Raw genomic sequence first — 24,254 nt, forward strand, 5'->3', positions numbered from 1 at the left:
GTCAGACCTTTGTTTTTAGATGAATAATAAATTACTGCGCTTCCGCTCTTGTTGGCTCGCTAAACACATGGCTCACCGCTGAGTGATGACCCGCAGCACCTTTTCCATGGAAATAATAACGGCTTTCGTGCCATTCCACAATTTCAAATAGCGCATTCATTTCATCACTAGCTTTCGCTAACGTCATTTCAGCTTTAGTATGTTGCACCGCTGAAATTGTACCTAACTGCCCTTCAAATTGATAAGTACGTTGAAAAGTGCGGTCAATTTTCTCATTATTTTCCACAATCACAGCGGTTTCTTCCGCTTGTTGCTCAAGAATACGTTGTTCTTCGTTCAAACGTTCAAGTGATTCTTGCACACGTTTTTCAACGGCTTCATTCGCAGGTTGAGTAACAAAGCCCAATGGCTGAGCATTTGATGAAACAGGTTCAACAATTGCAGAGGCTGGCATATTCACTGCCACTTCATCACCTTGTTGACTCTGCTGTTCAAGCAATTCATCCACAGATAAGAATTTGCTTTCTTTCACTTTTTGCGCAGCCGTCAAATCAATCCATACTTTACCGCTTGCAAGCTCTGGCGAGGCAACCGCAGCAAATAATGGCATTGGCGAAACCACATCATTACGGCGACGGCGTTGATTGTTAGCACGCAAATGACGAGGCGAACGGCGATTGTTATTATTGCGCTCACGACGGTTAGCTTGTGGCATTTCTTCCGAAGCTAAAACTGGGCTAAATTCGACCGCACTTTCTGCTGACGCAGAACTGATTTCAGTTTGTTGCTCATCAAATTGTGCCACATTAGATTGCTCAATATTCGTGCTAGCTGCTTCATCCGCCACACGCACACGTTTACGCAAATCACGGCGTTCGCGACGTTGACGGGTCGGCGCTTTTTGTTCTTCCACCGCATCAACATTACTTTCCGCAGCGACGGTTTCAGTTACGTTCTCCGTTAAAGTTTCATCCACAAAATTAGCTTTACGCATATTGCGACGCTGATTGCGATCATTTTGGTTGCGTGATGGTCGAGTTTCTGTTTTTTCTTGCGAATTTTCATCTGCGCCTTTGTTATTGCGCTCACCGCGTGAACGGCGGTTATTGCGGCGCTCATTATTACGGCGATTATTGCGTGAATGACGTCCTGCCGCTGGCTTAATCTCTTCTTTCACTTCTGTCGCAAATAAACCTTTAATCGCTGCAACAATACGTGCAAGCAAAGATGGTTTTGCTTCGACTTTACGTTCAATCACCGGCGCTGCTTCAGAAATCGTCATGGATAACGCAGCCGTTTCAGCCACTGTTTCTGCGCTTACCGCGGCAGTTTCTGGCTGTGGACGTGTTGTCCAAGAATCATCAGAAATGTTGAAATCATCATTATTTTCATGCAATTTAGCCAAGTTATAGCTCAATACATCGGCATCTTCGCCATCACGCAAGCGGAACACGCTGAAATGCGGAGTTTCCATTGCTTCGCTTGGCGCAACAACGACATCCACATTATGGCGTTTTTCAATGCTACTAATGGCTTTACGTTTTTCATTTAATAAATAAGAGGCAATTTGAACCGGTACAATACATTGCACTTGTTTGGTATTTTCTTTTAATGCTTCTTCTTCGATTAAACGTAAAATTGAAAGTGATAGGCTTTCATTATCACGCACTTTACCCGTACCTTGACAGCGTGGGCAAACATGGCTTGACGCTTCCCCTAAAGACGGGCTTAAACGTTGGCGGCTCATTTCTAACAAACCAAAGCGTGAAATACGGCTAATTTGAATGCGCGCACGATCTTGACGCACAGCATCACGAATGCGGTTTTCCACTTCACGTTGGTGGCGCACTGGGGTCATGTCAATAAAATCGATAACGATCAACCCACCTAAATCACGCAAGCGTAATTGACGTGCGATCTCATCCGCGGCTTCAAGGTTAGTATTTAACGCCGTTTCTTCAATATCACCGCCACGAGTTGAACGCGCTGAGTTAATATCAATGGCTGTCAACGCTTCAGTTACATCAATAACAATTGAACCACCAGAAGGCAAACGAACTTCACGTTGGAATGCAGATTCAATTTGCGATTCGATTTGATAATGGCTGAATAGCGGTACTTCGCCTTGATAAAGCTTAATGCGATTAATAAAATCAGGACGCACAAGTTTAATGTGCGCTTTCGCTTTTTCATAGATTTTCGGGCTATCGACCAAAATTTCGCCAATATCTCGGCGCAAATAATCACGGATAGCACGGACAATCACATCACTTTCTTGGTGAATAAGGAATGGCGCAGGACGACTTTCTGAAACCTGTTTAATCGCTTCCCAATGATGTAATAGAACTTTTAAATCCCATTGCAATTCTTCTGGCGATTTACCCACACCAGCGGTTCGTACAATTAAGCCCACGCCTTCAGGCACATCTAATGAACTTAATGCTTCTTTTAATTCCAAGCGTTCATCGCCTTCAATGCGGCGAGAAATGCCACCAGCACGCGGATTATTTGGCATAATCACCAAATAACTGCCTGCTAATGAAACAAAAGTCGTTAGCGCCGCACCTTTATTGCCACGCTCTTCTTTATTCACTTGAACAATTACTTCTTGTCCTTCTTTGATCACATCTTTGATGTTTGGGCGACCGTTATAAACATAATCAGCTGGAAAATATTCACGCGCAATTTCTTTTAATGGCAAGAAACCGTGGCGCTCTGCACCGTAATCGACAAAAGCCGCTTCAAGACTTTGTTCAACACGGGTAATTCTTCCTTTGTAAATGTTTGCTTTTTTCTGCTCGTGACCTGGACTTTCAATATCCAAATCAAATAGGCGTTGCCCATCAACCAGCGCAACGCGCAACTCTTCTTTTTGAGTTGCATTGATTAACATTCTTTTCATGTGTAAAAAATTCTCTGTTATTTTTATATTAAAATTATCTCAAATTTAACCGCACTTGAGCTGTTCTCAATTCCAATCGACCTCGTGTTTGTCGCTATAGCTCGTCATCTCGACGATCAACTAGCTGGGTGCATTGATTGGAAATCGTTCTCAAAGCCTATGCTTATTCACGATAATGCCGGAAATTTGGTCGTATTTTCGTTAAAAATGAACGTCTTATGTCTAAACTGCATCCACTCAAAAATTAACGAAATTAATGATTTTCTGACCGCACTTTTGGCTCGCAAAAAATCTTTGCTATTATGGGCGAAAAGGGTTGCTTTAGCAAGGCATTTCACTGATTTTCGCCAATTCAAATTAGGCTAAATCTATGCTAGAATCCCTCCCAATTTTTACTTAAAAATCACATTTATGAATGACAAAATAATCAATGCCAACGTAAAAATGCTCGAAATTTCTGATGACGAAGCAGGACAGCGTATTGACAATTATCTCTTAGCCAAGCTAAAAGGGGTGCCTAAAAGTTTAATTTACCGCATTGTGCGCAAAGGCGAAGTGCGCGTCAATAAAGGGCGGATCAGACCCGAATATAAATTACAAGCAGGCGATGTGGTTCGCGTTCCGCCTGTACGTGTTTCAGAAAAAGCGCAAGCCCCTGTTTCCACTAAATTAAATAAAGTTTCACAACTCGAAAATCAGATTATTTTTGAAGATGATTGCTTATTAGTATTGAACAAACCCTCGGGAATTGCTGTGCACGGCGGCAGCGGCTTAACATTTGGTGTGATTGAAGGATTGCGCGCATTACGCCCCGACGCACGTTTTTTAGAATTGGTGCATCGCCTTGATCGCGATACATCAGGCATTTTATTAGTCGCCAAAAAACGTTCAGCCTTGCGCAATTTGCATGAGCAATTACGCATCAAAACAGTGCAAAAAGATTATCTTGCGCTGGTGCGTGGGCAATGGCAATCGCGCGTGAAAGTGGTGCAAGCGCCATTATTGAAAAATGAACTCGCCAGTGGCGAACGTATTGTGAAAGTAAGCGCTGAAGGAAAGCCCTCAGAAACCCGTTTTTCGATTGAAGAACGTTATCACAATGCCACCTTAGTGAAAGCCTCGCCTGTTACTGGACGCACCCACCAAATTCGCGTGCATACTCTGCACGCAGGGCATCCCATTGCGATGGATGACAAATACGGCGATAAAACCTTTAACCAACAAATGCAAACATTAGGTTTAAATCGTTTATTCCTGCACGCCGCAAGCATTCGTTTTGAACACCCAAAAACTGGGGAAACCTTACGTCTGAACGCGCCACTCGATGAAAAAATGAAAGGAATTTTGACCGCACTTCGCGCGCAAAACGCGAATATTTCATCATAAAACGAGCAATATCTTCGCGCGTTATTATCGCTACATAGTCTATTATTGTATTCTTTCATTTTCTTAGATGGGCATTGATATTTTCAATGATCTAAAGTGAGAGATATAAATACAAAAAATAATAAATTTTTCACCGCACTTTAATGATTTTTGTTTGAATGATGGCAAAGTGCGGTCAATTTTGCCGAAGTTTTGGATCTATTTCATAGTGGCTATAATGGATATGGCGAGGAATCATCAATCCCATATAAGCGCGATGCTCTTTGAACATAAAAAAACCGCTAATCTAGGTTAGCGGTTTTTAACAATTAGGCTTGTGCAGAATGACGTTCTGCCACTTCTTTTAACAGCGGCTGCAATTCGCCTGATTGGAACATTTCTAACACGATGTCGCAACCACCGATTAATTCACCCTCAACCCATAATTGTGGGAATGTTGGCCAGTTTGCAAATTTAGGCAATTCAGCGCGCACATCTGCGTGTTGTAAAATATCCACATAACCGAACGGCACTTGGCAATTAATTAACGCTTCTACTGCACGAGCAGAGAAACCACATGAAGGCAATTTTGGTGAACCTTTCATATAAATTAAAATTGGGTTTTCAGCAATTTGCTTTTTGATTTTCTCTAAAGTTTCCATTGTTTTTCCTTTTGTAAATTCGAAAGTGCGGTCCATTTTAGCAGAATTTTGTTTTAATCCAAGTAATTTAATCAACTACTACTGACTATTATCAACGCTACCAACTACCGCCTGCTCCACCGCCACCGAAACCGCCGCCGCCAAAGCCGCCGCTATCCCCGCCGCCGAAACCGCCACCAAATCCACCGCCGCCATAACGATTACGGCGACTGTTGGCAATCATACTCGCAATAATGGCTGCATTTTGTAATTGGTCGTGATTTTTTGTTGGGCTCACATAAGCCGAACGGCGCCAACTCAGCTCGCCAAATAGCACAAATAAGATAAACAGGCAGATTATGATGAATGGGATATAATCATCAATCGCCGTTTCATTCGCATCTGTTGGCAATGCGGCATATTCGTTTTGACTGGCGGCAATAATATTATCTAATGCTTGATTAATGCCTTGAGCATAATTGCCCGAGCGGAAATTAGGCAAAATGACTTTACGAATAATCTGTGAAAGCAAGGCATCGGGCAACGCGCCTTCCAACCCTCGCCCCGTTGCGATAAAGACTTTGCGATTATCTTTTGCAACCAATAACAGTACACCGTTATCTAATTTTTTACGTCCAATCCCCCACTTGTCTCCAAGCTGGAAAGCATAATCAGAAATGTCATATTGCCCTACTGAACCCAGCATAACCACCGCGATCTGCGAACTCGTTTCGCTGCTGTATTGACGCAATTTATTCTCTAAATATTGCACTTCTTGAGAAGAAAGGGTGTGCGTGTAGTCATTCACATAACGAAATGGGCTAGGCACAGGCGGAAAATCATCCGCGAATGTAACACTAGACATAAAAACAGTGAATAAAACTACCGCACTTTTCAACCATTTAACCATTAATAATCACCTCATTTGGCAATTCATTCACGTCATCAGGTTGAATTGGAAAATATTTTGCCAATTCTTTGCCGATCATTTGAATTGCAAGAACCACAGCATCCGTATGTTTGCCTTGTTTAAATTGTGCCACCATCACTTGATGCGCTTGTTGCCAAAAGTCATCACCCACAAATTGGTGTATGCCTTCATCACCAATAATGGCAGATTGATGATCTTTATAGGCAATATAAATTAATACGGCATTACGCGCTTGCGTTTGCTGCATGCCTAACTCATCAAAAACCTGCAAAGTGCGGTTTAAAATCGGCGCATTTTGTAAATGTGGCTCAATATAAACACGTAATTCCGCAGAAGTTTGCTGCTCAAGTGCAACAATAGCTTGCTCAATATGGCTTTTCTCAAAAGGAATTTTAGCAGAAAATAGGGGCATAATTTCTCACTTATTCGGGTGGTTTATTTTGTAATAAGTCCTAAAAGAAAGGTGCGTCAAACGCACCTTATGACATTAAACGGGCATTATTCAAAACTTACTGTTGGTGCATTCTCAGCACCTGATACTGATTTGAAATAAGGTTTTTCTTTAAAACCGAAAATCATTGCAGCAAATTTAGTTGGGAATGTACGAACATAAGAATTATAAGTTTTCGCAGCATTATTAAAGTCATTACGAGCTTTATTAATACGATTTTCCGTACCTTCTAATTGCTGTTGTAAATTCATAAAACCTTCATGCGCTTTTAATTCAGGATATTTTTCCACTGAAACTAATAAACGTGATAAGGCTGAACCCACTGAATCTTGATTTTGTTGGAATTGTGCTAATTGTTGTTCAGTCATATTAGCTGGATCAATTTTGACTTGTGTCGCTTTAGCACGAGCTTCAATCACACCTGTTAACGTTTCTTTCTCAAAATTAGCTTGACCTTTTACCGTATTCACTAAATTTGGGATCATATCTGCACGACGTTGATATTGAGATTCTACATTTGCCCAAACCGAATCAATTTCTTCTTCTGATTTTACTAAGCCGTTGTAACTTGACATTAATGTAAAACCAACAATAACTGCGATAATCACCGCAATAAGCCATTTTTTCATTACAAAGTTCCTTTATGCATAAAATAACTTCATTATTCCCCCTCGTTATCATGATGGAAATAAATGAGCTGTTATCTCACGCTAATAAAATTCATTTTCTAGTTACAGTGGATAACAAAGCAATTTCCACTTAACCTTTAATTGATGCTAACAAAAGACCCAAACATTACTGCCTGGGTCTTCCTTGAATTTATTTATCTAATTGCTTAGATAGTTAAATTACATAGTAGCTTGCTTGTTGCCTTGAACTTGAACTTCAACGCGACGGTCTGGTGCTAAGCAAGCGATTAATGCTTTACGACCTTTAACTGCATCACAAGTGTTGCCAGTTACTGGGTTTGCTTCACCGTAACCAGTTGCTGTGATTGCGTTAGAGTTAACACCTTTAGAAACTAAGTAGTTAGCTACTGTTTCTGCACGACGTTGTGAAAGTTTTAAGTTAGATGCATCTTTACCGATACGGTCTGCATAACCATTAACTGCTACTGCTGGGTTAGATACTTGGGCGATTTCGCCGTAGATACCGTCTAATGCTGTAGAAGCTTCAGGTTTTAATGTTGATTTACCGAATGCGAAAGTTACATCACTGTTTAAAGTGAAAGTTTTGTTTACAACTTCAGGTGCTACAACTGCTGCGCCTTGACCGAAACGGTAAGAAATACCTGCAGTTACAGAGTGAATATCTGGGCTGTAGTTGTAGTTAGTATCAGAGTAGCCAGCTTTGTCTAAAGCGCTATCTAAGTTACCCGCTTTGCTTAACCATTGGTATTCAACGCGTGCCGCTAATTCTGGTAAAATTGCGTATTCAACACCTGCACCTAAAATTAAAGATGCTTTAGTTTTGTTGAATTTTTCTGCATCGTCGCCTTTACCTGCTTTATACATGTTACGAACGATACCAACACCTACTTTACCGTAAACGTCTAAATCTTGATAAACTTCATAGCTAGGTTTTAATGCTAAGCTAAAACCGTGTGCTGAGTGGTAACCTGTACCTTCACCAGCTTCGCGAGTTTTGTTTTTACCGAAGAAATCATAACCTGCTTCTGCTGCTAAACCAAAGTTATTTTGGTTTAAGATTTGGTAACCGCCAAATACGCCGTAAGTTACAGAATTACGGTTAAAACCTACATCTTCTTGCGCTGCTACACGTTTAACACCGTTGTGCATTGCTGACCAACCTACACGAGCACCCGCGTAGAATGTGTTTTCTTGTGGAGCTGCTTGCGCAACTGTTGTTGCTGCTAAACCAGCGATAGCTAATGCGATTGCTGTTTTTTTCATTGTGATGATCCTCTTAAAATTTAGTCATCTTAATTAAAAAATTTTGTATCAGCTGATATAGCTGAAGTACAAACACAATTTCTTGTGCCATATATATCTTAAATCTTTTTGCTAAAAAAGTGAACTTTTTCATGCAAACAAGAACTAAGCATACATCTTCTTAAGGGTACTGAATTTGCCCTGTATCCTTTTGACAAATTCATTTCCTTCAAACTTGCTGTAAGAAAGAACGTTTCAAAAGTGTGCGTATTATCTAACATAAATATAGGAAATCAAATTTTTCTAGTTCTTTTGATTACTTTTTATTCAATTCTATATTCTTTAGGTTATTTTTTAATCTATTTTTGATATTTTTATATAACCAACAGTTAAAAACTATTAAATTTTGACCGCACTTTCCCATTTGTTCACCTTAAACACCCTTTTTTCTGTACTTTTCTATGCTAAAATCAAGCTAATTTCACTTATTCCTATAAATATAAGAGCACAACATTATGTTACCTCGTCTAAAAAATGTTCCTCAACTCAATCCATTAGTTACTGAATATCTGCAAGATTTGCAACAGCAAGCCTTTGAAGGGGATATTGCCTCCAATTATGCGGATCGCTTAAGCCTTGCGACGGATAACAGCGTTTATCAAATGTTGCCACAAGCCATTTTATTTCCTAAATCCGTTGCGGATGTTGTGCGCATCACTAAGCTAGGGCAACAACAAAAATATCGTTTACTCAAGTTTACCCCTCGAGGTGGCGGAACGGGCACGAATGGACAAGCGCTTAACGACACGATAATAGTCGATCTATCGCGCCATATGACTGGCATTTTAGAACTGAACGTGGAACAGCGTTGGGTGCGGGTGCAAGCAGGCGTGGTGAAGGATCAATTAAATCAATATTTAAAACCCTATGGTCTATTTTTTGCGCCAGAACTTTCCACCAGCAACCGCGCGACTCTCGGCGGCATGATTAACACAGATGCCTCTGGTCAAGGTTCATTACAATATGGCAAAACCTCTGATCACGTGCTGGCATTAAAAGCCGTGCTCGTCAACGGTGAGATATTAGAAACACGCGCTATTAACACGAGCAATTTTGCTGAAAATTTACCGCCAAATTTGACCGCACTTGGTCGTCAAATACACCAAGAAATTTTTACTCGCACGAAAGAAAAGCGTCAAACTATTATTCGTGATTTACCCCAGCTCAATCGTTTTTTGACAGGATACGATCTCAAAAATGTATTTAATCAAGAAGAAACCGAATTTAATCTCAGCCGAATTTTAACGGGTTCAGAAGGTTCTCTTGCCTTTATTTGTGAAGCCGTGCTGGATCTCACGCCCATTCCCCAATTCCGCACCTTGATTAATGTGAAATACAGCTCATTTAATGCGGCATTGCGTAACGCGCCATTTATGGTAAAAGCCAATGCGCTTTCTGTGGAAACCGTGGACAGCAAAGTCCTAGGCTTGGCAAAAGAAGACATTATTTGGCATTCGGTGCAAGATCTGCTCACAAAAACAGAAGAAAACCCCATTCTCGGATTAAATATTGTGGAATATGCAGGTAATGATCAGCATAAAATTCAAGATTTAGTCACTGCACTTTGCGCGCAGCTAGATGAGAAAATGGCGAAAGGCGAAGACAATATTATTGGTTATCAAGTCACCCAAGATTTAGCCAGCATTGAGCGCATTTATGCTATGCGTAAAAAAGCGGTGGGATTATTGGGTAATGCCAAAGGCTGGGCAAAACCCATCGCCTTTGTGGAAGATACCTGCGTGCCACCAGAAAATTTAGCGGACTATATTTTAGAATTCCGCGCGCTTCTTGACTCGCACAATCTTCAATATGGAATGTTCGGCCATGTGGATGCGGGGGTGTTGCACGTTCGCCCTGCGTTGGATTTAACAGATCGCTCTCAAGTGCAATTATTCAAAGAAATCTCTGATAAGGTAGCGGAACTCACCCACAAATACGGTGGACTCATTTGGGGCGAGCATGGCAAAGGCATTCGTTCTTATTATGGCGAGAAATTTTTCACCCCTGAATTATGGCAAGAATTGCGCTATATGAAATTCTTATTCGACCCTGAAAATCGCCTTAACCCGGGTAAAATCTGTACGCCACTCAACTGCGATGATGAGCTTTATGGCTTGCTGTCGCCTATGCGAGCCGATCACGATCGCCAAATTCCGATTCAACTTCGTGAAGAATTTCGCGGCGCGATGAATTGTAACGGCAATGGCTTATGCTTTAATTTTGATGTGCACAGCACCATGTGCCCGTCAATGAAGGTTACACGCAATCGCTTATATTCGCCGAAAGGACGCGCAGCGATGGTGCGTGAGTGGTTAAAACTGATGGCAAATGAAAATGTCCAACCGAATGAACTCGATTTTCGCCATTCTGAAATCAAGCTTAGCGAATTTATTCAAAAAATTAAAAATCAGTTTAAACGAAAAACAGAATATGATTTTAGCCACGAAGTCAAAGCGGCAATGGACAGCTGTTTAGCTTGTAAAGCCTGTGCAAGCCAGTGCCCGATTAAAATTGATGTGGCAAATTTCCGTTCTAAATTTTTCTATTTTTATCACCAACGCTATTTGCGCCCAGCCAAAGATTATGCCGTGGCGAATTTAGAACTTGTCGCACCTTATCTGGCAAAAGCGCCAAAAGTGTTCAACTTTTTCACAAAAATGAAAGCAGTCCAAACGGCGGCGGAAAAAACGCTGGGAATGACTGATTTGCCTTTGCTTTCCCAACCGAATTTACAAAGCCAATTAGTGGAATTGGGCTATCAAGGTAAATCTTTGGAAGCACTAGAAAAACTGTCTGCCAGTGAAAAAGCCAACTTAATTTTGGTGGTGCAAGATCCTTGGACATCTTATTACGATGCGAAAGTCGTTCGTGATTTTGTGGCGCTCGCGGAAAAATTGGGCTATCAAGCCATTTTGTTGCCTTTCCGACCGAACGGTAAAGCACAGCATATTAAAGGCTTTCTCAAACAATTTACAAGAACCGCCAAAAACCAAGCTGAAATGTTAAACCGTGTCGCTAAACTAGGCGTGCCGCTCGTGGGCGTAGATCCTGCGATTGTCTTGTCCTATCGTGATGAATATAAAGAAGTGTTGGGCACAGATCGTGGGGATTTCCACGTGCTCACCGCCCACGAATGGTTGAAAGCTGAACTGAAATCTGAACGCTTGCAAAGTGCGGTCAAAAACTTGCAAATTTCTGACCGCACTTCTGCGCCAGAAGCCTGGTATTTATTCCCGCACTGCACGGAAGCGACCTTTATGCCAACAAGCCCGAAAGACTGGCAGCAGATTTTTGCTACATTCGGCGAAAACCTGCAAATTGAAAATGTTGGCTGCTGCGGTATGGCTGGCGTATTCGGGCATGAAGTGCAAAATCAGCAGATCTCTCGCGATATTTATGATCAATCTTGGGGCGAAAAACTTAAAGGCAAAGCCGCCGAACGCTGTCTTGCCACGGGTTATTCTTGCCGCAGTCAAGTAAATCGTTTTGCGCAATTCAAGCCGAAACACCCCGTTCAGGCATTATTGACATTATTTTCGTCATATTAATTGCCAGTATTCGTAAAATGATGCCCGCTTGGAAATATCCAAAAAAACAGGCGGGCATCAAACCCACCGTTATAATCTTTTGCCGCCTTTTTACAACCTTTATTACTCATTCATCACACATTTTCCTTTGCCCTAAAATCTTATCCTTTATATAGAGGAAAGAAATAAAGAAAAGTGCGGTCAATTTTTGCAAAATTTTATGCGGGACGCGCCCCAAGAATGTGGCAAATAGTGTAAGTCAATTCGCTACGATTTAAGGTGTAAAAATGGAAATCGTTCACCCCTTCTCGAGAAAGCACACGCACCATATCCGTAGCAATACTCGCCGCCACTAAATTTCGCGTAGTGGGATCATTATCTAACCCTTCATACATTTTGTTCATCCAGCTAGGAATTTTCACATTGGTCACCGCTGACATTTTTTGTAATTGCTTAAAATTGGTGACGGGCAAAATCCCCGGGACAATTTCTGCATCAATACCAATGGACGCACAGCGATCGCGGAATCGCAAATAACTCTCTACATCAAAAAAGAACTGAGTAATCACATGATTTGCGCCCGCATCTACTTTGCGTTTTAAGTTGATGAGATCAGCTTGCGCGGATTTCGCCTCTGGGTGAATTTCGGGATACGCCGCCACCGAAATATCAAAGGGCGCCACATCGCGCAGCAACTCAATTAAATCCGATGCATAAAATAGCTCGCGCTGATAATTGGCTGGTACATCGCCCCGCAATGCCACAATACGGCGAATGCCGCTATCCCAATAATCTTGGGCAATTTGGCGCAATTGCTCGGGCGTGGCATCAATGCCCGTTAAATGGGGCGCTGCTTCTAATCCAGTTTCCTGTTTAATGCTTTTTACCACGTTATGAGTGCGATCACGTTCGCCCGAATTCGCCCCATAGGTGACAGAAACAAATTTGGGTTTTAGCACTTTTAAGCGATGGATCGATGCCCACAGGGTTTCTTCCATTTTTTCAGTTTTCGGCGGAAAAAATTCAAAAGACACATTAATGTTACCATTTAAGTCAGCGATATGTTGATTCAGCGTATCAATTTCTTTTGCGTAGCTCATAAGTTCCTCCAATTTGCGCTTTTGAACATAGTAAATTGGCATCATTTATGCGTCAATTTCAAAAAATTCACTTTTAAACTGAATCTAATTCATAGTAAAACTTTTCTAATTTTGACCGCACTTTGTGCTAAAATGCCCTACTTTAAAACGGCTTGCCTTGGGTAAGCTACTGACTTGAACTCAGACTACGGAAAAATGATGACTTTCAAACCTGAACTTCTCTCGCCTGCGGGCACTCTGAAAAATATGCGTTACGCCTTTGCCTATGGCGCTGACGCGGTTTATGCGGGACAACCGCGTTATAGCTTGCGTGTGCGTAATAATGAATTTAATCATGCGAATCTTAAAATCGCCATTGATGAAGCACACAGCCTCGGCAAAAAACTATATGTGGTTGTCAATATCGCGCCGCATAATTCCAAGCTCAAAACCTTTATTAAAGATCTGCAAGTGATCGTGGATATGCAGCCCGATGCCTTGATTATGTCCGATCCGGGATTAATCATGTTGGTTCGAGAACACTTCCCCGATGTGGCAATTCACTTGTCCGTGCAAGCCAATGCAGTGAACTGGGCAACGGTTAAATTCTGGAAACAAATGGGATTAACGCGTGTGATTTTATCGCGGGAATTATCGTTGGAAGAAATCGCCGAAATTCGCGAACAAGTGCCAGATATTGAAATCGAAATTTTCGTTCACGGCGCGTTATGTATGGCATATTCTGGACGCTGCTTGCTTTCGGGCTACATCAACAAACGCGATTCAAACCAAGGCACCTGCACGAACGCTTGCCGTTGGGAATATAATGTGCAAGAAGGCACAACCGATGATGTAGGCAACATCGTGCCGAAATACACGCCTGAAATTGAAGTAAAAAACGTGGCGCCAACATTAGGCGAGGGCGAAGCCACAGATAAAGTCTTTTTATATACTGAACCCCATCGTCCAGATGAACAAATGACAGCCTTTGAAGATGAACACGGCACCTATTTTATGAATTCAAAAGATCTGCGTGCCGTTCAACATGTGGAACGCTTAACCCAAATGGGCGTGCATTCCTTAAAAATTGAAGGGCGTACAAAATCTTTCTATTATTGCGCGCGAACTGCACAGGTGTACCGTAAAGCCATTGATGATGCAGCCGCAGGAAAACCCTTTGATGAAAGTTTATTAGGCACCTTAGAAAGCCTTGCTCACCGTGGTTATACCGAGGGTTTCTTGCGCCGTCACAATCACGATGAATATCAAAATTACGATTATGGCTATTCAATCTCAGATCGTCAGCAATTTGTCGGCGAGTTTACAGGCAAACGCAATGAATTAGGCTTAGCGGAAGTGGCGGTAAAAAATAAATTCCTACTTGGTGATGAAGTAGAAATGATGACCCCAAAAGGCAATATTGTGTTTACCATCAATCGTATGCTTAATCGCAAAAATGAAATGGTGGAAGCTGGGCTTGGTGATGGACACTTGGTCTATTTAGACGTGCCTGAAGATGTGGAATTGGACTACGCGTTATTAATGCGCAACTTAAACGGCACCAATACACGCAATCCTCACCAAAAATAACCGATAGATTAAAGCCCTTATTTCGGGGCTTTTCTTTTATATAAAAACACAGAAAAGTGCGGTCAAAATTGAATAATTTTTTACTATCGATATCAGCACTTTATTTCTTCACTAAAACTTTTCAAATTTTGACCGCACTTGAAAAAAGCAAAAAAGCCGCAATATTACTATTACGACTTTCTTAGAATAAGATGGCGGAAGAACTGAGATTCGAACTCAGGGTGGGCTCGCACCCACGCCGGTTTTCAAGACCGGTGCATTCAACCGCTCTGCCATTCTTCCGCAGTTAATTGCGGTGAAATATAATATAGTTTTCTCAAAAGGTAAACTAAAATTTTATAAATTTTTATCAGGCGATGATTATTTACACACATTGAACAAAATGCGCCCATAAACACAAAAAATCTTTTGACTTTTTAAACATTTAACTTTAATTTAACAAAAGTTTGTATTCATTCTTATTTAAGGAGAAACTATGCAACAATCTCGTATTGTTTTCGATTCACGTGAGCAATCAACATCATTACTTCAAACACATAAAGTGTTACGCAATACTTATTTCTTATTAGCGTTGACACTCACTTTTTCAGCCGTTGTGGCGTATATTTCAATGTCACTTGGTTTGCCACGCCCTGGCATTATTGTGACTTTAGTGGGCTTTTATGGTTTACTTTTCTTAACCAATAGCCTTGCTAACAGCGGTGCGGGGATTCTTGCAGCGTTTGCTTTCACAGGTTTCCTAGGTTACACCGTTGGACCTATCCTTAATATGTATGTAGGCGCAGGCTTAAGTGATTTAGTTGTATTAGCGTTAGGCGGCACTGCTGCAGTGTTCTTCGCTTGTTCCGCTTATGTATTAACCACGAAAAAGGATATGTCATTCCTTTCTGGAATGTTATTTACATTATTCATCGTGTTATTAGTGGGTATGATCGCAAACATCTTCCTAAAAATGCCTGCATTGCATGTGGCGATGAGTGCCTTATTCGTTGTGTTCTCAAGTGCGGCGATTTTATTTGAAACAAGCAATATCGTTCACGGGGGCGAAACCAACTACATCCGCGCAACAGTGAGCTTATTTGTTTCAATTTATAACTTATTCATTAGTTTGCTAAACTTATTAACCATTTTTAGTCGCGATGACTAATTAAACCCCAATCAATGACGCCCCAGTTTGGGGCGTTTTTGTTCTAGTGAGAGTAATATGTTAACGGTAAATAATATTCAAATTGAAACAGATTCTGCCGGATATTTAATGCATAACCAGCAATGGAATGAAGACGTTGCCCGTGCGATTGCGGAAAAAGAAAATCTGCAATTAACTGATGCCCATTGGGAAGTGATTTATTTTGTTCGCGATTTTTATCAAGAATACAATACTTCGCCTGCGATTCGTATGTTGGTGAAAGCGATGGCAGAAAAACTGGGGGCGGACAAAGGGAACAGTCGCTATTTACAACGTTTATTTCCCGATGGCCCCGCCAAACAAGCAACCAAATTAGCGGGTTTGCCTAAACCTGCCAAATGTCTTTAACCTTTAGAACGCCCAAGTGCGTTCAAAAATCACAAAATTTTGACCGCACTTTATGGCTAATTTATACGCTAACTTGCGGGCTAACGTTCAATACTAAACTCACTAAAATGGCGTTCGCCAAGATAATCCTGTTCAATGACTCGTTCCACTTTCGCCGTTGGCGGCCCTTGTTGCAACCATTGGCGCAAGCTGTCGATTTGTTCTGTAACCCCTTGTGCAATGACTAATACTGAACCATCAGAAAGATTTTTTACGCTGCCGCATAGTAATAATTTACGCGCAAACTGGGCGGTATAAAAACGGAATCCTACGCCTTGCACGCGACCATAAATGGTAAATTGTCGTTTTTTCATCATATTTTTCTTTGATCTATTTCAGAAAATGGTAAATTTTTTAGTACTAACTATTTTAATTTTAACCAAATTAGCATAGCATACAAGCTAACGTTGTTTAGAGAAACTTTTCATCAATAATCTCTAGTGAACGTTTTATTTAGTTTTATCTATCCTTAAAAGGAGTCACTATGAAATTTCGTTTAGCTGCCATCACAGCTGCAACATTATTAGCAAGCACTGCCAGTTTCGCAGGCGTCGTTACTAGTTCATCAAATATTGATTTTTTAGCTATTAATGGTCAAAAAGCAAGTAAATCTTTATTAAAAGAAACACGCTCTTTCAATATTAATGATACCAATACTCACCAAGTCGTTGTTCGTGTTGGTGAAATTGTTCGTTCAGGTTCTGACCGCACTTTATTTGAAAGTGATCCAATCGTGGTGACATTCCAAGGCTCAAACGAAGATATTCAAATTTCTGCAGAAAGATTATCTAATGAGCGTGATGTAGAAAACTTCAAAGCAAATCCTAAAATCACCGTAAAAACCGCTTCAGGTGTAGAAATTCCAACAAAACAAGAATATTTGAAACAAGAAGGTTTCTTGCCAAATGTTAATTTAGTAGAAAATCTTTCTGATTATAATTCATCTGGCGCGCCAGCTGCGGTCGCAAGTTTTGCCACTGCCACAATGCCAGCTACCGTTGCAACTGTTGGTTCAAATGGTAAAGTTCAGAAAGGCAAAGTAACTGTTCAAGGCGAAAATGCAGCAGAACAAATGTTACAATATTGGTATCAACAAGCAGATAAAGAAACTCAACAACGTTTCTTAAACTGGGTGAAAAAACAAAAATAATCACCGTGAATATCATTCGAAGAAGTGAGCCTAGCTCACTTTTTCTTTATTGGAACTGACAATGGAAACCACAACTCGCACACTACAATCCTGTAAACGCATTGCGTTAGTCGCCCATGATCACCGCAAACGAGCGCTCATAAATTGGGTGAAAACACACCGCACTTTATTGGCTCAGCATGAATTATATGGCACGGGCACCACAGGAAATCTGATTCATCAAGAAATGGGGCTGAATGTTCATACTTTGCTGAGTGGTCCAATGGGCGGCGATCAGCAGCTGGGTGGTATGATTGCGGAACTCAAAATGGATATGATGATTTTCTTTTGGGATCCAATGAATGCTGCGCCTCATGATCCTGATGTAAAGGCGCTAATGCGAATTGCCACGGTGTGGAACATTCCTGTGGCATTGAATGCTGCCACTGCTGATTTTTTGATTTCATCATCGGCGTTTAATCAGCCCATCGACATTCATATTCCTGATTATGAAAGCTATTTAAAACAGCGTCTAAAATAACCGCACTTTAAGGAAAATTATGGCATTAATTCTTAACATTTTAAATTTCGTTCTTGGTGGATTTGCTGTGGCTTTCGGTTGGTTAATCGCCACAATAGTCAGCGCACTGTTAATCATCACACTCCCCTATTCTCGTAGCTGCTGGGAAATCACCAAAATGTCATTAGTGCCATTCGGTCATGATATTGTTCATATTAAATTACTCGAGCCGAAAAGTGCGGTGCAAAATACCCTAGGTTCGGTGTTAAATGTGATCTGGTTTGTCCTTTTAGGATGGTGGCTATGCCTTGCCCATATTTTTGTAGGGATTATTCAATGTGCCAGTATTATTGGCATTCCAACAGGATTAATGCATTTTAAATTGGCCAAAATTTCATTATTTCCTGTTGGCCAACGGGTGGTATCAAAAGAAATGGCGAAACTGGCATATCAATATGCCGCAGAAAAAGAATTTGAGTTTAAACGCAATGGTTAACGCTAAAATACTCGGTAGTTTACCTATTTTCATTGCCGTAAACATTGCGGCATTATTGGTTTGGAAGCTTGATATTTCTCAATGGAGTATGCCATTGGTATTAGGCATTATTGCGGGTGGCTTAGTGGATTTAGATGATCGTTTAAGTGGCCGTTTACGCAATATTTTTTATACCTTAATTGCCTTTTCTATCTCTTCACTCTGCGCACAAATGCTTATCAATCAAGGCATTTTCTTTATTCTTGCCATGACGGTGATGACATTTGTATTCACCATACTCGGCGCAGTAGGGCAACGTTATAGCACCATTGCTTTTGGCACATTAGTGGTCGCCCTTTATACCACGCTCACATATTTGCCCGAAACATTATGGTATATCAATCCTGTGATGATTTTGTGCGGCACCCTGCTATATGGCATTATCGCCGTTATCATTCATTTACTCTTCCCCAACCGCCCTGTACAAGAAAGTATTGTCCGTTCCTTTTTAGCGTTGGCGGACTATTTAGAAGCCAAATCCGATTTTTTCGATCCTGATGATATTGAATCCCTTGAACGAAAACGGATTGAATTGGCAATGAAAAATAATGCACTGACTGCGGCGTTTAATGACAGTCGTCACGCACTCTTTAACCGTATGCGGGGGCAACATCGCCATTCCCACACCAATAAAATGTTGCGCTTTTACTTTGCCGCTCAAGATATTCATGAACGAGCAAATTCTAGCCATGTGAATTATGAAAATTTAGCCGCTCAGCTTAAAAATTCCGATTTGATTTTCCGAATGCAGCGTTTATTAGAGCTAGAAGCGCAAGCCTGTCGTGATATTGCCAACGCATTGCGCCAGAACCAAAATTATCAATATAACAAACGTTTAGAGCGCACCGTGCAAGGCATTGCGCAATCCTTTGAATTATATGCGCATGCAAATCAAGGGAGTCAGCAGGAAAATGCGGTGCAAGCGATCCGCACTTTATTAGAGAATTTGCAAAGCATTGACTGGCAATTACATCACTTAGAACAATCACAACATCGTGAAGAACGGCATGAACACGCGCAGATTTATACGGAAAATATTAGTGGTTTAAGCAATATTGCAACGCGAATCGCTAGCCATTTCACCTTAAACTCTCAGCTATTCCGCCACGCAATACGCCTGTCAATTGTCGTTTTTGTTTGCTGTGCATTAGTCGAAATTTTTCATTTACAACTCGAGCGTGGCTATTGGATTTTGCTCACAGCTATTTTTGTCTGTCAACCCAACTATTCCGCCACAAAAGTGCGGTTAAAACAACGAATTATTGGCACCTTGCTCGGTGTATTAGTCGGCTCATTTTTGCCTTATATGGCATCCACGCTAGAAGCCAAGCTGGCTATTGTGGTCATCAGCAGTACGTTATTTTATTTTTTCCGCAGTAACAATTACAGCTATTCCACTTTTTTCATTACCATTCAAGTTTTAGCCAGTTTCGATATTATGGGCTTTAACATTTATGATGCAACGCTGCCAAGATTTATTGATACGCTCATTGGTGCTGCATTGGCTTGGCTTGCGGTATCGTTCATCACACCAGATTGGAAATATTTGCAATTAGACAAAGTGACCCACCAAGCCATTCTTGCTGATGGAAAATATCTGCTACACATCATCAGCCATTTGCAATTTGGCAAAGGCGATGATTTACAATATCGCATTGCGCGTCGCCATGCCCATGAAAGTGCGACGGCGTTAAACAATACCATTTCCACCATGAACAGCGAGCCGAAAAAATATGCCGCTTATTTAATGAAAGGGTTTGAATTGGTGCAATTAAACAGCACATTATTAGGCTATATTTCTGCGTTGGGGAGTTATCGCCATACAATGACAGAATTAAAACAAGATACGGCATTTTTAAGCGAATTTTATCCCATTGCGAAAATGTTGATTGAATTGCTTGAACAAATTGATCATATTGATAGCGAGAAATTTAATCAGCAATATCAGCAAATTGAAATGCGCCTAAAAAATTACACCGAAATAAATGATGGCGAAAATCGACCGCACTTTGCCATCCCGTTGCAACAACTCACGATGATTAGCCAGCTGTTGCCGTCACTACATCATCTTTTACGATAACAAAAGGGCGAACTCACCAGTTCGCCCGTTCTCATTATTCGTCTAATTCATCTGCCATCGCAGCTAAAATTTCTCGGCTTAACAATGCTAGTGCGCGATAAAATGGCAATCTAGCTCTATTTTCTACTTTTGCCAAAAATTTATTTGCGCAAGGCAATAAGAAAACTTCAAATAAATGGCGTTGCGCCTCTGTGGACTCTAAGTTATCTTCAATCCAAGAGGCTGTCAAAAAAACTAAGCCAAAATTGTCCGCACTTTCCACCACAGGCATACCGCGTTCATGGCGAAATGCGATAAATTCATCAACATTAATCCCATAATCTGAAATTCGGCAAGATACGCTATCTTCCCCTGCAAAAAGAAACTCATATTCAGCTTGAAGTGCATCTGTTGCGATGGGCATTTGCAAACTCTCAATCGCCGCTTGGCTATGTTTATCAACATCTAATGCCCAAACTTGCTCCAAGCCTTTTTGCTGTAACCAAGCAAAAACGCCTGCCAAAATTTCATCATTTGGTGCGCGATAAAACAAATTGCCAAATAAACGGCTGATCAAAGAAAAATTATTTAACGTTTGTGCTGACATTGTTTATCCTAATTCTCGGCGCCCTAAGAAAGAATGGGTTAAGGTTGTGCCATCTACCATTTCCAATTCGCCCCCCACTGGGATTCCGTGAGCGATACGGCTTACTTTAATGCCTTGTTGCAAACAAATTTCGGCGATGTAATTCGCCGTTGCATCGCCTTCAATTGTTGGATTAGTCGCCAAAATCACTTCACTGAATGCTTCGTTTTGTAAACGCTGTTGCAATAAATCCAGCCCAATTTCTTTCGGACCAATGCCATCTAATGGCGATAAATGCCCCATTAGCACAAAATAACGCCCTGAAAATTGCCCTGTTTGCTCAATCGCTTGAATATCGGCAGGCATTTCGACAACACACAACAAACCCGAGTTTTGACGACGTGGATTATTACAAATATTGCAGGTTTCTTCTTCAGTAAAATCACGACAATGGCTGCAATGTCCAATTTTTGACATCGCATCTGTTAAGGCGCGAGCAAGATTCATGCCGCCGCTGCGATCTCGCTGCAATAAATGATATGCCATACGCTGTGCTGATTTAGGACCGACGCCAGGCAAACAACGTAAATGTTCAATCAAACTTTCTAAAAGTGGACTGCTTTGCATAAAAATCCTTAAAAATAAACCGCACTTTAGCCTACAAAGTTCTTTATAAAGCTCTTAAAGTGCGGTCAAAAATTTACTTTTTTTACTAAAATGGCATTTTGAAGCCTGGTGGCAACGACATTCCTGCGGTAACTGACGCCATTTTTTCTTTTTGCAATTCTTCAGCACGACGCACCGCATCATTAAATGCTGCGGCGATCAAATCTTCCAACATTTCTTTATCATCTTCCATTAAGGAAGGATCAATATCAATGCGGCGACAATTATGCGCACCATTAATGGTAATTTTCACCAAACCCGCGCCTGATTCGCCAGTCACTTCTAACTGTGCGATCTCTTCTTGCATTTTCTGCATGCGCTCTTGCATTTGTTGCGCTTGTTTCATCAAGCCGCCTAATCCTGCTTTTCCGAACATTTCTCATTCCTTATCAAAGAAAAAGTCCGCCAAATAAAGCGAACTTTTAGAGTGAATATTAAATCTTATTGATTACTTCTTAAGAGATAAAACTTCAGCCTCACCAGCCACTACTGTACCCACTTTTTTCTCAATATGGCTAATTTCATCCATATTAGAAATCACAATTGGAGTTAACACTGATTTGGCTTTCGCTTTTAACAGTTCTAAATCAAATTTAATGATCACATCACCACGTTTTACAGCTTGACCTTCTTGTGCGACACGAGTAAAGCCTTCGCCTTTTAACTCAACGGTATCAATACCGAAGTGAACGAAAAGTTCAACCCCTTCGGTGGATTCCATTGAAAACGCATGGTTAGTTTCAAAAATTTTGCCAATTGTGCCATCCACTGGTGCAACAATAACATCGCCAGTAGGATTAATTGCAACACCGTCACCGACGATTTTCTCAGAAAAAACCACATCTGGTACATCTTCGATATTGACGATTTCGCCTGACAATGGTGCGTAAATTTTCACTTCGACCGCTTGGCTCTCTTTTGAACCGAATAATTTAGCAAAAAAGCCCATTTATTCATCTCCTAACTAATTAAATTTTCCGTATTCTAACGCAAAAACTTCAGTTTGTATCTAGTTTAATGTTTTTTCTTTTAAGAATTCATCAACTAATTTTTCAATCTCTGCGGCAGTCGGAAGTTGTAATGCTTTATCCGCTAATGCTTTCGCATCTGCAAAGTTTACATTACGAATTAATTTCTTAATGCGTGGCACAGAAATTGCACTCATACTGAACTCATCTAACCCCATACCTAATAATAATAAGGTTGCGCGTTCATCACCAGCTAACTCACCACACATTCCAGTCCATTTGCCTTCTGTATGTGAAGCATCAATCACTTGTTTGATTAAACCTAATACCGATGGCGACATTGGGTTATATAAGTGAGAAATCATTTCGTTACCACGGTCAACGGCTAAGGTATATTGTGTTAAGTCATTTGTACCAATACTAAAGAAATCGACTTCTTTTGCTAAGAATTCTGCATTTACAGCCGCTGACGGTGTTTCTACCATCACGCCAATCTGAATGTTTTCATCGAATGCTTTGCCTTCATTACGTAATTCTTGTTTTAACTCTGCAATTACCGATTTTAGCTCACGGATTTCTTCCACAGAGATAATCATCGGGAACATAACAGCTAATTTACCGAAAGCAGAAGCACGTAAAACCGCGCGTAATTGGGCATGTAAAATTTCACGACGGTCTAAAGCGATACGAATTGCGCGCCAACCTAAGAATGGGTTCATTTCTTTTGGTAAATTTAAGTATGGCAGCTCTTTATCGCCACCAATATCCATAGTGCGCAATACCACAAGGCGACCATTCATCGCTTCCACAACTTCTTTATAAGCTTGGAATTGTTCTTCTTCTGTTGGTAGCTGATCACGATCCATAAATAGGAATTCAGTACGGTATAAGCCCACACCTTCAGCGCCATTACGATCTGCACCTTCGCAATCACGAATGGTACCGATATTCGCCACAACATCTACACGATGACCATCTAATGTCAACGCTGGTAAATCTTTTAATTTCGCAAGCTCCGCTTTTTCTTCGGCTAATTGCGCTTCTTGTGCTCTTAATTCGTCAATTTGCTCTTGTGTTGGATTCACATACACCGCATTATTAATCGCATCAAGAATTAAGAAATCGCCTGAATTGACTTGCTCAGTAATATTGTTTGTCCCCACAATCGCTGGCAACTCTAATGAACGTGCCATAATAGAAGTATGGGATGTACGGCCGCCAATATCAGTGATAAAACCTAATACTTTATCAAGGTTTAACTGCGCCGTTTCAGAAGGGGTTAAATCATAAGCAACCAAGATCGCTTCTTCATTAATTTCACCTAAATCCACGATATTCATACCTAAAATATTTTTCAATAAACGGTTACCAATATCGCGAATATCGCCTGCGCGTTCTTTTAAATATTCATCATCAATTTCTGACAGCATAGCAACTTGTTGATCGATGATTTTTCCAGTTGCGGCTGCAGCGTTTGCTTTATTAGAACGGATATAATCAATGATTTCTTCTTCCAACTCTTCGTCTTCTAAAATCATCAAATGGCCTTCAAAAATCGCCGCCTTATCTTCGCCTAATGACTTTAATGCACGATCACGAATTGAGCTGAGCTGTTCAACTGCGGCAGTGCGACCTTCATAAAAACGTGCAATTTCTGTCTCAATTTGATCTTCTGCGATTTTTTGATTATCAAGTACAATTTTCTCTTCCTTAAGTACAAGTGCTTTACCGAAAACAATACCTGGAGAAGCTGGAATTCCTGAAATCATGATTTAACCTT

General features: G+C 40.9%; 22 protein-coding genes and 1 tRNA gene. 9 read left to right on the forward strand and 14 right to left on the reverse strand.

Annotated features, from left to right (window positions below; genetic code table 11):
• Window positions 1–31 precede the first annotated feature (31 nt).
• The gene (rne, locus tag C8D76_RS04350) at window positions 32–2,902 is read right to left on the reverse strand and encodes a ribonuclease E (RefSeq protein ID WP_116631581.1); all 2,871 of its coding nucleotides are present in this window, start codon (window positions 2,900–2,902) and stop codon (window positions 32–34) included.
• 402 nt (window positions 2,903–3,304) lie between these two features.
• Here rne and rluC point away from each other — a divergent pair, with 402 nt between their 5' ends.
• On the forward strand, window positions 3,305–4,288 hold the full coding sequence (rluC, locus tag C8D76_RS04355) for a 23S rRNA pseudouridine(955/2504/2580) synthase RluC (protein ID WP_116631582.1): 984 nt from the start codon (window positions 3,305–3,307) through the stop codon (window positions 4,286–4,288).
• Window positions 4,289–4,596: 308 nt separating this feature from the next.
• On the opposite strand, the gene grxD is transcribed toward rluC, so the two are convergent.
• From grxD to ompA, 5 genes are all read right to left on the reverse strand, one after another.
• Window positions 4,597–4,929 (reverse strand): Grx4 family monothiol glutaredoxin, encoded by a 333-nt coding sequence (grxD, locus tag C8D76_RS04360; RefSeq protein ID WP_116631583.1) that lies wholly within the window; start codon window positions 4,927–4,929, stop codon window positions 4,597–4,599.
• A 97-nt stretch (window positions 4,930–5,026) separates the two neighbouring features.
• Complete coding sequence (locus C8D76_RS04365) at window positions 5,027–5,818, reverse strand: TPM domain-containing protein (protein ID WP_116631584.1); 792 nt, start codon at window positions 5,816–5,818, stop codon at window positions 5,027–5,029.
• Window positions 5,811–6,251 (reverse strand): TPM domain-containing protein, encoded by a 441-nt coding sequence (locus C8D76_RS04370; protein WP_116631585.1) that lies wholly within the window; start codon window positions 6,249–6,251, stop codon window positions 5,811–5,813. The genes C8D76_RS04365 and C8D76_RS04370 overlap by 8 nt, the downstream gene beginning before the upstream one ends.
• A gap of 86 nt (window positions 6,252–6,337) precedes the next feature.
• Window positions 6,338–6,919 (reverse strand): LemA family protein, encoded by a 582-nt coding sequence (locus C8D76_RS04375; RefSeq protein WP_116631586.1) that lies wholly within the window; start codon window positions 6,917–6,919, stop codon window positions 6,338–6,340.
• A 219-nt stretch (window positions 6,920–7,138) separates the two neighbouring features.
• A complete protein-coding gene (gene ompA / locus C8D76_RS04380) occupies window positions 7,139–8,203 on the reverse strand; it encodes a porin OmpA (RefSeq protein ID WP_116631587.1) in 1,065 nt (354 codons plus the stop codon).
• Window positions 8,204–8,697: 494 nt separating this feature from the next.
• Between ompA and ydiJ the strand changes: the two genes are divergently transcribed.
• The gene (ydiJ, locus tag C8D76_RS04385; RefSeq protein ID WP_116631588.1) at window positions 8,698–11,790 is read left to right on the forward strand and encodes a D-2-hydroxyglutarate dehydrogenase YdiJ; all 3,093 of its coding nucleotides are present in this window, start codon (window positions 8,698–8,700) and stop codon (window positions 11,788–11,790) included.
• A gap of 197 nt (window positions 11,791–11,987) precedes the next feature.
• Here ydiJ and metF read toward each other — a convergent pair whose 3' ends face one another.
• Complete coding sequence (gene metF, locus C8D76_RS04390) at window positions 11,988–12,869, reverse strand: methylenetetrahydrofolate reductase (protein ID WP_116631589.1); 882 nt, start codon at window positions 12,867–12,869, stop codon at window positions 11,988–11,990.
• Window positions 12,870–13,067: 198 nt separating this feature from the next.
• Between metF and trhP the strand changes: the two genes are divergently transcribed.
• The gene (gene trhP, locus C8D76_RS04395) at window positions 13,068–14,438 is read left to right on the forward strand and encodes a prephenate-dependent tRNA uridine(34) hydroxylase TrhP (protein WP_116631590.1); all 1,371 of its coding nucleotides are present in this window, start codon (window positions 13,068–13,070) and stop codon (window positions 14,436–14,438) included.
• 192 nt (window positions 14,439–14,630) lie between these two features.
• Here the strand turns inward: trhP and C8D76_RS04400 are convergent.
• A tRNA-Ser gene (locus tag C8D76_RS04400) sits at window positions 14,631–14,720 on the reverse strand.
• A gap of 193 nt (window positions 14,721–14,913) precedes the next feature.
• On the opposite strand from C8D76_RS04400, the gene C8D76_RS04405 reads away from it, so the two are divergent.
• Window positions 14,914–15,585: a Bax inhibitor-1 family protein gene (locus tag C8D76_RS04405; protein ID WP_116631591.1), complete on the forward strand. Its 672-nt coding sequence runs from the start codon at window positions 14,914–14,916 to the stop codon at window positions 15,583–15,585.
• Window positions 15,586–15,642: 57 nt separating this feature from the next.
• A complete protein-coding gene (locus C8D76_RS04410) occupies window positions 15,643–15,972 on the forward strand; it encodes a TusE/DsrC/DsvC family sulfur relay protein (RefSeq protein ID WP_116631592.1) in 330 nt (109 codons plus the stop codon).
• 80 nt (window positions 15,973–16,052) lie between these two features.
• On the opposite strand, the gene C8D76_RS04415 is transcribed toward C8D76_RS04410, so the two are convergent.
• Complete coding sequence (locus C8D76_RS04415) at window positions 16,053–16,328, reverse strand: acylphosphatase (protein ID WP_341476710.1); 276 nt, start codon at window positions 16,326–16,328, stop codon at window positions 16,053–16,055.
• 167 nt (window positions 16,329–16,495) lie between these two features.
• Here C8D76_RS04415 and C8D76_RS04420 point away from each other — a divergent pair, with 167 nt between their 5' ends.
• The 4 genes from C8D76_RS04420 to yccS all read left to right on the forward strand — a co-directional run bounded on the left by C8D76_RS04420 (window position 16,496) and on the right by yccS (window position 20,275).
• Window positions 16,496–17,161 (forward strand): curli polymerization inhibitor CsgI-related protein, encoded by a 666-nt coding sequence (locus tag C8D76_RS04420; protein WP_116631594.1) that lies wholly within the window; start codon window positions 16,496–16,498, stop codon window positions 17,159–17,161.
• Window positions 17,162–17,222: 61 nt separating this feature from the next.
• Entirely contained in the window at window positions 17,223–17,681 is a 459-nt protein-coding gene (locus C8D76_RS04425; RefSeq protein WP_116631595.1) for a methylglyoxal synthase, read from the forward strand.
• A 19-nt stretch (window positions 17,682–17,700) separates the two neighbouring features.
• A complete protein-coding gene (locus C8D76_RS04430) occupies window positions 17,701–18,156 on the forward strand; it encodes a YccF domain-containing protein (RefSeq protein ID WP_116631596.1) in 456 nt (151 codons plus the stop codon).
• A complete protein-coding gene (gene yccS, locus C8D76_RS04435) occupies window positions 18,149–20,275 on the forward strand; it encodes a YccS family putative transporter (RefSeq protein WP_116631597.1) in 2,127 nt (708 codons plus the stop codon). The genes C8D76_RS04430 and yccS overlap by 8 nt, the downstream gene beginning before the upstream one ends.
• Window positions 20,276–20,309: 34 nt before the next feature.
• Here the strand turns inward: yccS and C8D76_RS04440 are convergent, their stop codons facing one another.
• From C8D76_RS04440 to ptsI, 5 genes are all read right to left on the reverse strand, one after another.
• A complete protein-coding gene (locus C8D76_RS04440) occupies window positions 20,310–20,861 on the reverse strand; it encodes a TorD/DmsD family molecular chaperone (protein WP_116631598.1) in 552 nt (183 codons plus the stop codon).
• A 3-nt stretch (window positions 20,862–20,864) separates the two neighbouring features.
• The gene (recR, locus tag C8D76_RS04445; protein WP_116631599.1) at window positions 20,865–21,467 is read right to left on the reverse strand and encodes a recombination mediator RecR; all 603 of its coding nucleotides are present in this window, start codon (window positions 21,465–21,467) and stop codon (window positions 20,865–20,867) included.
• Between the two features lie 85 nt (window positions 21,468–21,552).
• Window positions 21,553–21,882 (reverse strand): YbaB/EbfC family nucleoid-associated protein, encoded by a 330-nt coding sequence (locus C8D76_RS04450; RefSeq protein WP_116631600.1) that lies wholly within the window; start codon window positions 21,880–21,882, stop codon window positions 21,553–21,555.
• A gap of 72 nt (window positions 21,883–21,954) precedes the next feature.
• A complete protein-coding gene (crr, locus tag C8D76_RS04455) occupies window positions 21,955–22,455 on the reverse strand; it encodes a PTS glucose transporter subunit IIA (RefSeq protein ID WP_116631601.1) in 501 nt (166 codons plus the stop codon).
• A gap of 60 nt (window positions 22,456–22,515) precedes the next feature.
• Window positions 22,516–24,243 carry a phosphoenolpyruvate-protein phosphotransferase PtsI gene (ptsI, locus tag C8D76_RS04460; protein ID WP_116631602.1) on the reverse strand — a complete coding sequence of 576 codons (1,728 nt, stop codon included), beginning with the start codon at window positions 24,241–24,243 and terminating at the stop codon, window positions 22,516–22,518.
• Window positions 24,244–24,254 lie beyond the last annotated feature (11 nt).

It is taken from the genome of Alitibacter langaaensis DSM 22999 (assembly GCF_003096995.1).
GTDB lineage: Bacteria > Pseudomonadota > Gammaproteobacteria > Enterobacterales > Pasteurellaceae > Exercitatus > Exercitatus langaaensis.

Excerpts from the sequence above, each read along its gene's own strand:
- ptsI (WP_116631602.1), bottom strand. The coding sequence starts at position 24,243 with ATGATTTCAGGAATTCCAGCTTCTCCAGGTATTGTTTTCGGTAAAGCA.
- ydiJ (WP_116631588.1), top strand. The coding sequence starts at position 8,698 with ATGTTACCTCGTCTAAAAAATGTTCCTCAACTCAATCCATTAGTTACT.
- C8D76_RS04450 (WP_116631600.1), bottom strand. The coding sequence starts at position 21,882 with ATGTTCGGAAAAGCAGGATTAGGCGGCTTGATGAAACAAGCGCAACAA.
- C8D76_RS04415 (WP_341476710.1), bottom strand. The coding sequence starts at position 16,328 with ATGATGAAAAAACGACAATTTACCATTTATGGTCGCGTGCAAGGCGTA.
- C8D76_RS04365 (WP_116631584.1), bottom strand. The coding sequence starts at position 5,818 with ATGGTTAAATGGTTGAAAAGTGCGGTAGTTTTATTCACTGTTTTTATG.
- C8D76_RS04410 (WP_116631592.1), top strand. The coding sequence starts at position 15,643 with ATGTTAACGGTAAATAATATTCAAATTGAAACAGATTCTGCCGGATAT.
- metF (WP_116631589.1), bottom strand. The coding sequence starts at position 12,869 with ATGAGCTACGCAAAAGAAATTGATACGCTGAATCAACATATCGCTGAC.
- C8D76_RS04370 (WP_116631585.1), bottom strand. The coding sequence starts at position 6,251 with ATGCCCCTATTTTCTGCTAAAATTCCTTTTGAGAAAAGCCATATTGAG.
- yccS (WP_116631597.1), top strand. The coding sequence starts at position 18,149 with ATGGTTAACGCTAAAATACTCGGTAGTTTACCTATTTTCATTGCCGTA.
- C8D76_RS04440 (WP_116631598.1), bottom strand. The coding sequence starts at position 20,861 with ATGTCAGCACAAACGTTAAATAATTTTTCTTTGATCAGCCGTTTATTT.
- C8D76_RS04405 (WP_116631591.1), top strand. The coding sequence starts at position 14,914 with ATGCAACAATCTCGTATTGTTTTCGATTCACGTGAGCAATCAACATCA.
- recR (WP_116631599.1), bottom strand. The coding sequence starts at position 21,467 with ATGCAAAGCAGTCCACTTTTAGAAAGTTTGATTGAACATTTACGTTGT.
- rne (WP_116631581.1), bottom strand. The coding sequence starts at position 2,902 with ATGAAAAGAATGTTAATCAATGCAACTCAAAAAGAAGAGTTGCGCGTT.
- C8D76_RS04425 (WP_116631595.1), top strand. The coding sequence starts at position 17,223 with ATGGAAACCACAACTCGCACACTACAATCCTGTAAACGCATTGCGTTA.
- crr (WP_116631601.1), bottom strand. The coding sequence starts at position 22,455 with ATGGGCTTTTTTGCTAAATTATTCGGTTCAAAAGAGAGCCAAGCGGTC.
- C8D76_RS04375 (WP_116631586.1), bottom strand. The coding sequence starts at position 6,919 with ATGAAAAAATGGCTTATTGCGGTGATTATCGCAGTTATTGTTGGTTTT.
- grxD (WP_116631583.1), bottom strand. The coding sequence starts at position 4,929 with ATGGAAACTTTAGAGAAAATCAAAAAGCAAATTGCTGAAAACCCAATT.
- C8D76_RS04430 (WP_116631596.1), top strand. The coding sequence starts at position 17,701 with ATGGCATTAATTCTTAACATTTTAAATTTCGTTCTTGGTGGATTTGCT.
- ompA (WP_116631587.1), bottom strand. The coding sequence starts at position 8,203 with ATGAAAAAAACAGCAATCGCATTAGCTATCGCTGGTTTAGCAGCAACA.
- trhP (WP_116631590.1), top strand. The coding sequence starts at position 13,068 with ATGACTTTCAAACCTGAACTTCTCTCGCCTGCGGGCACTCTGAAAAAT.
- C8D76_RS04420 (WP_116631594.1), top strand. The coding sequence starts at position 16,496 with ATGAAATTTCGTTTAGCTGCCATCACAGCTGCAACATTATTAGCAAGC.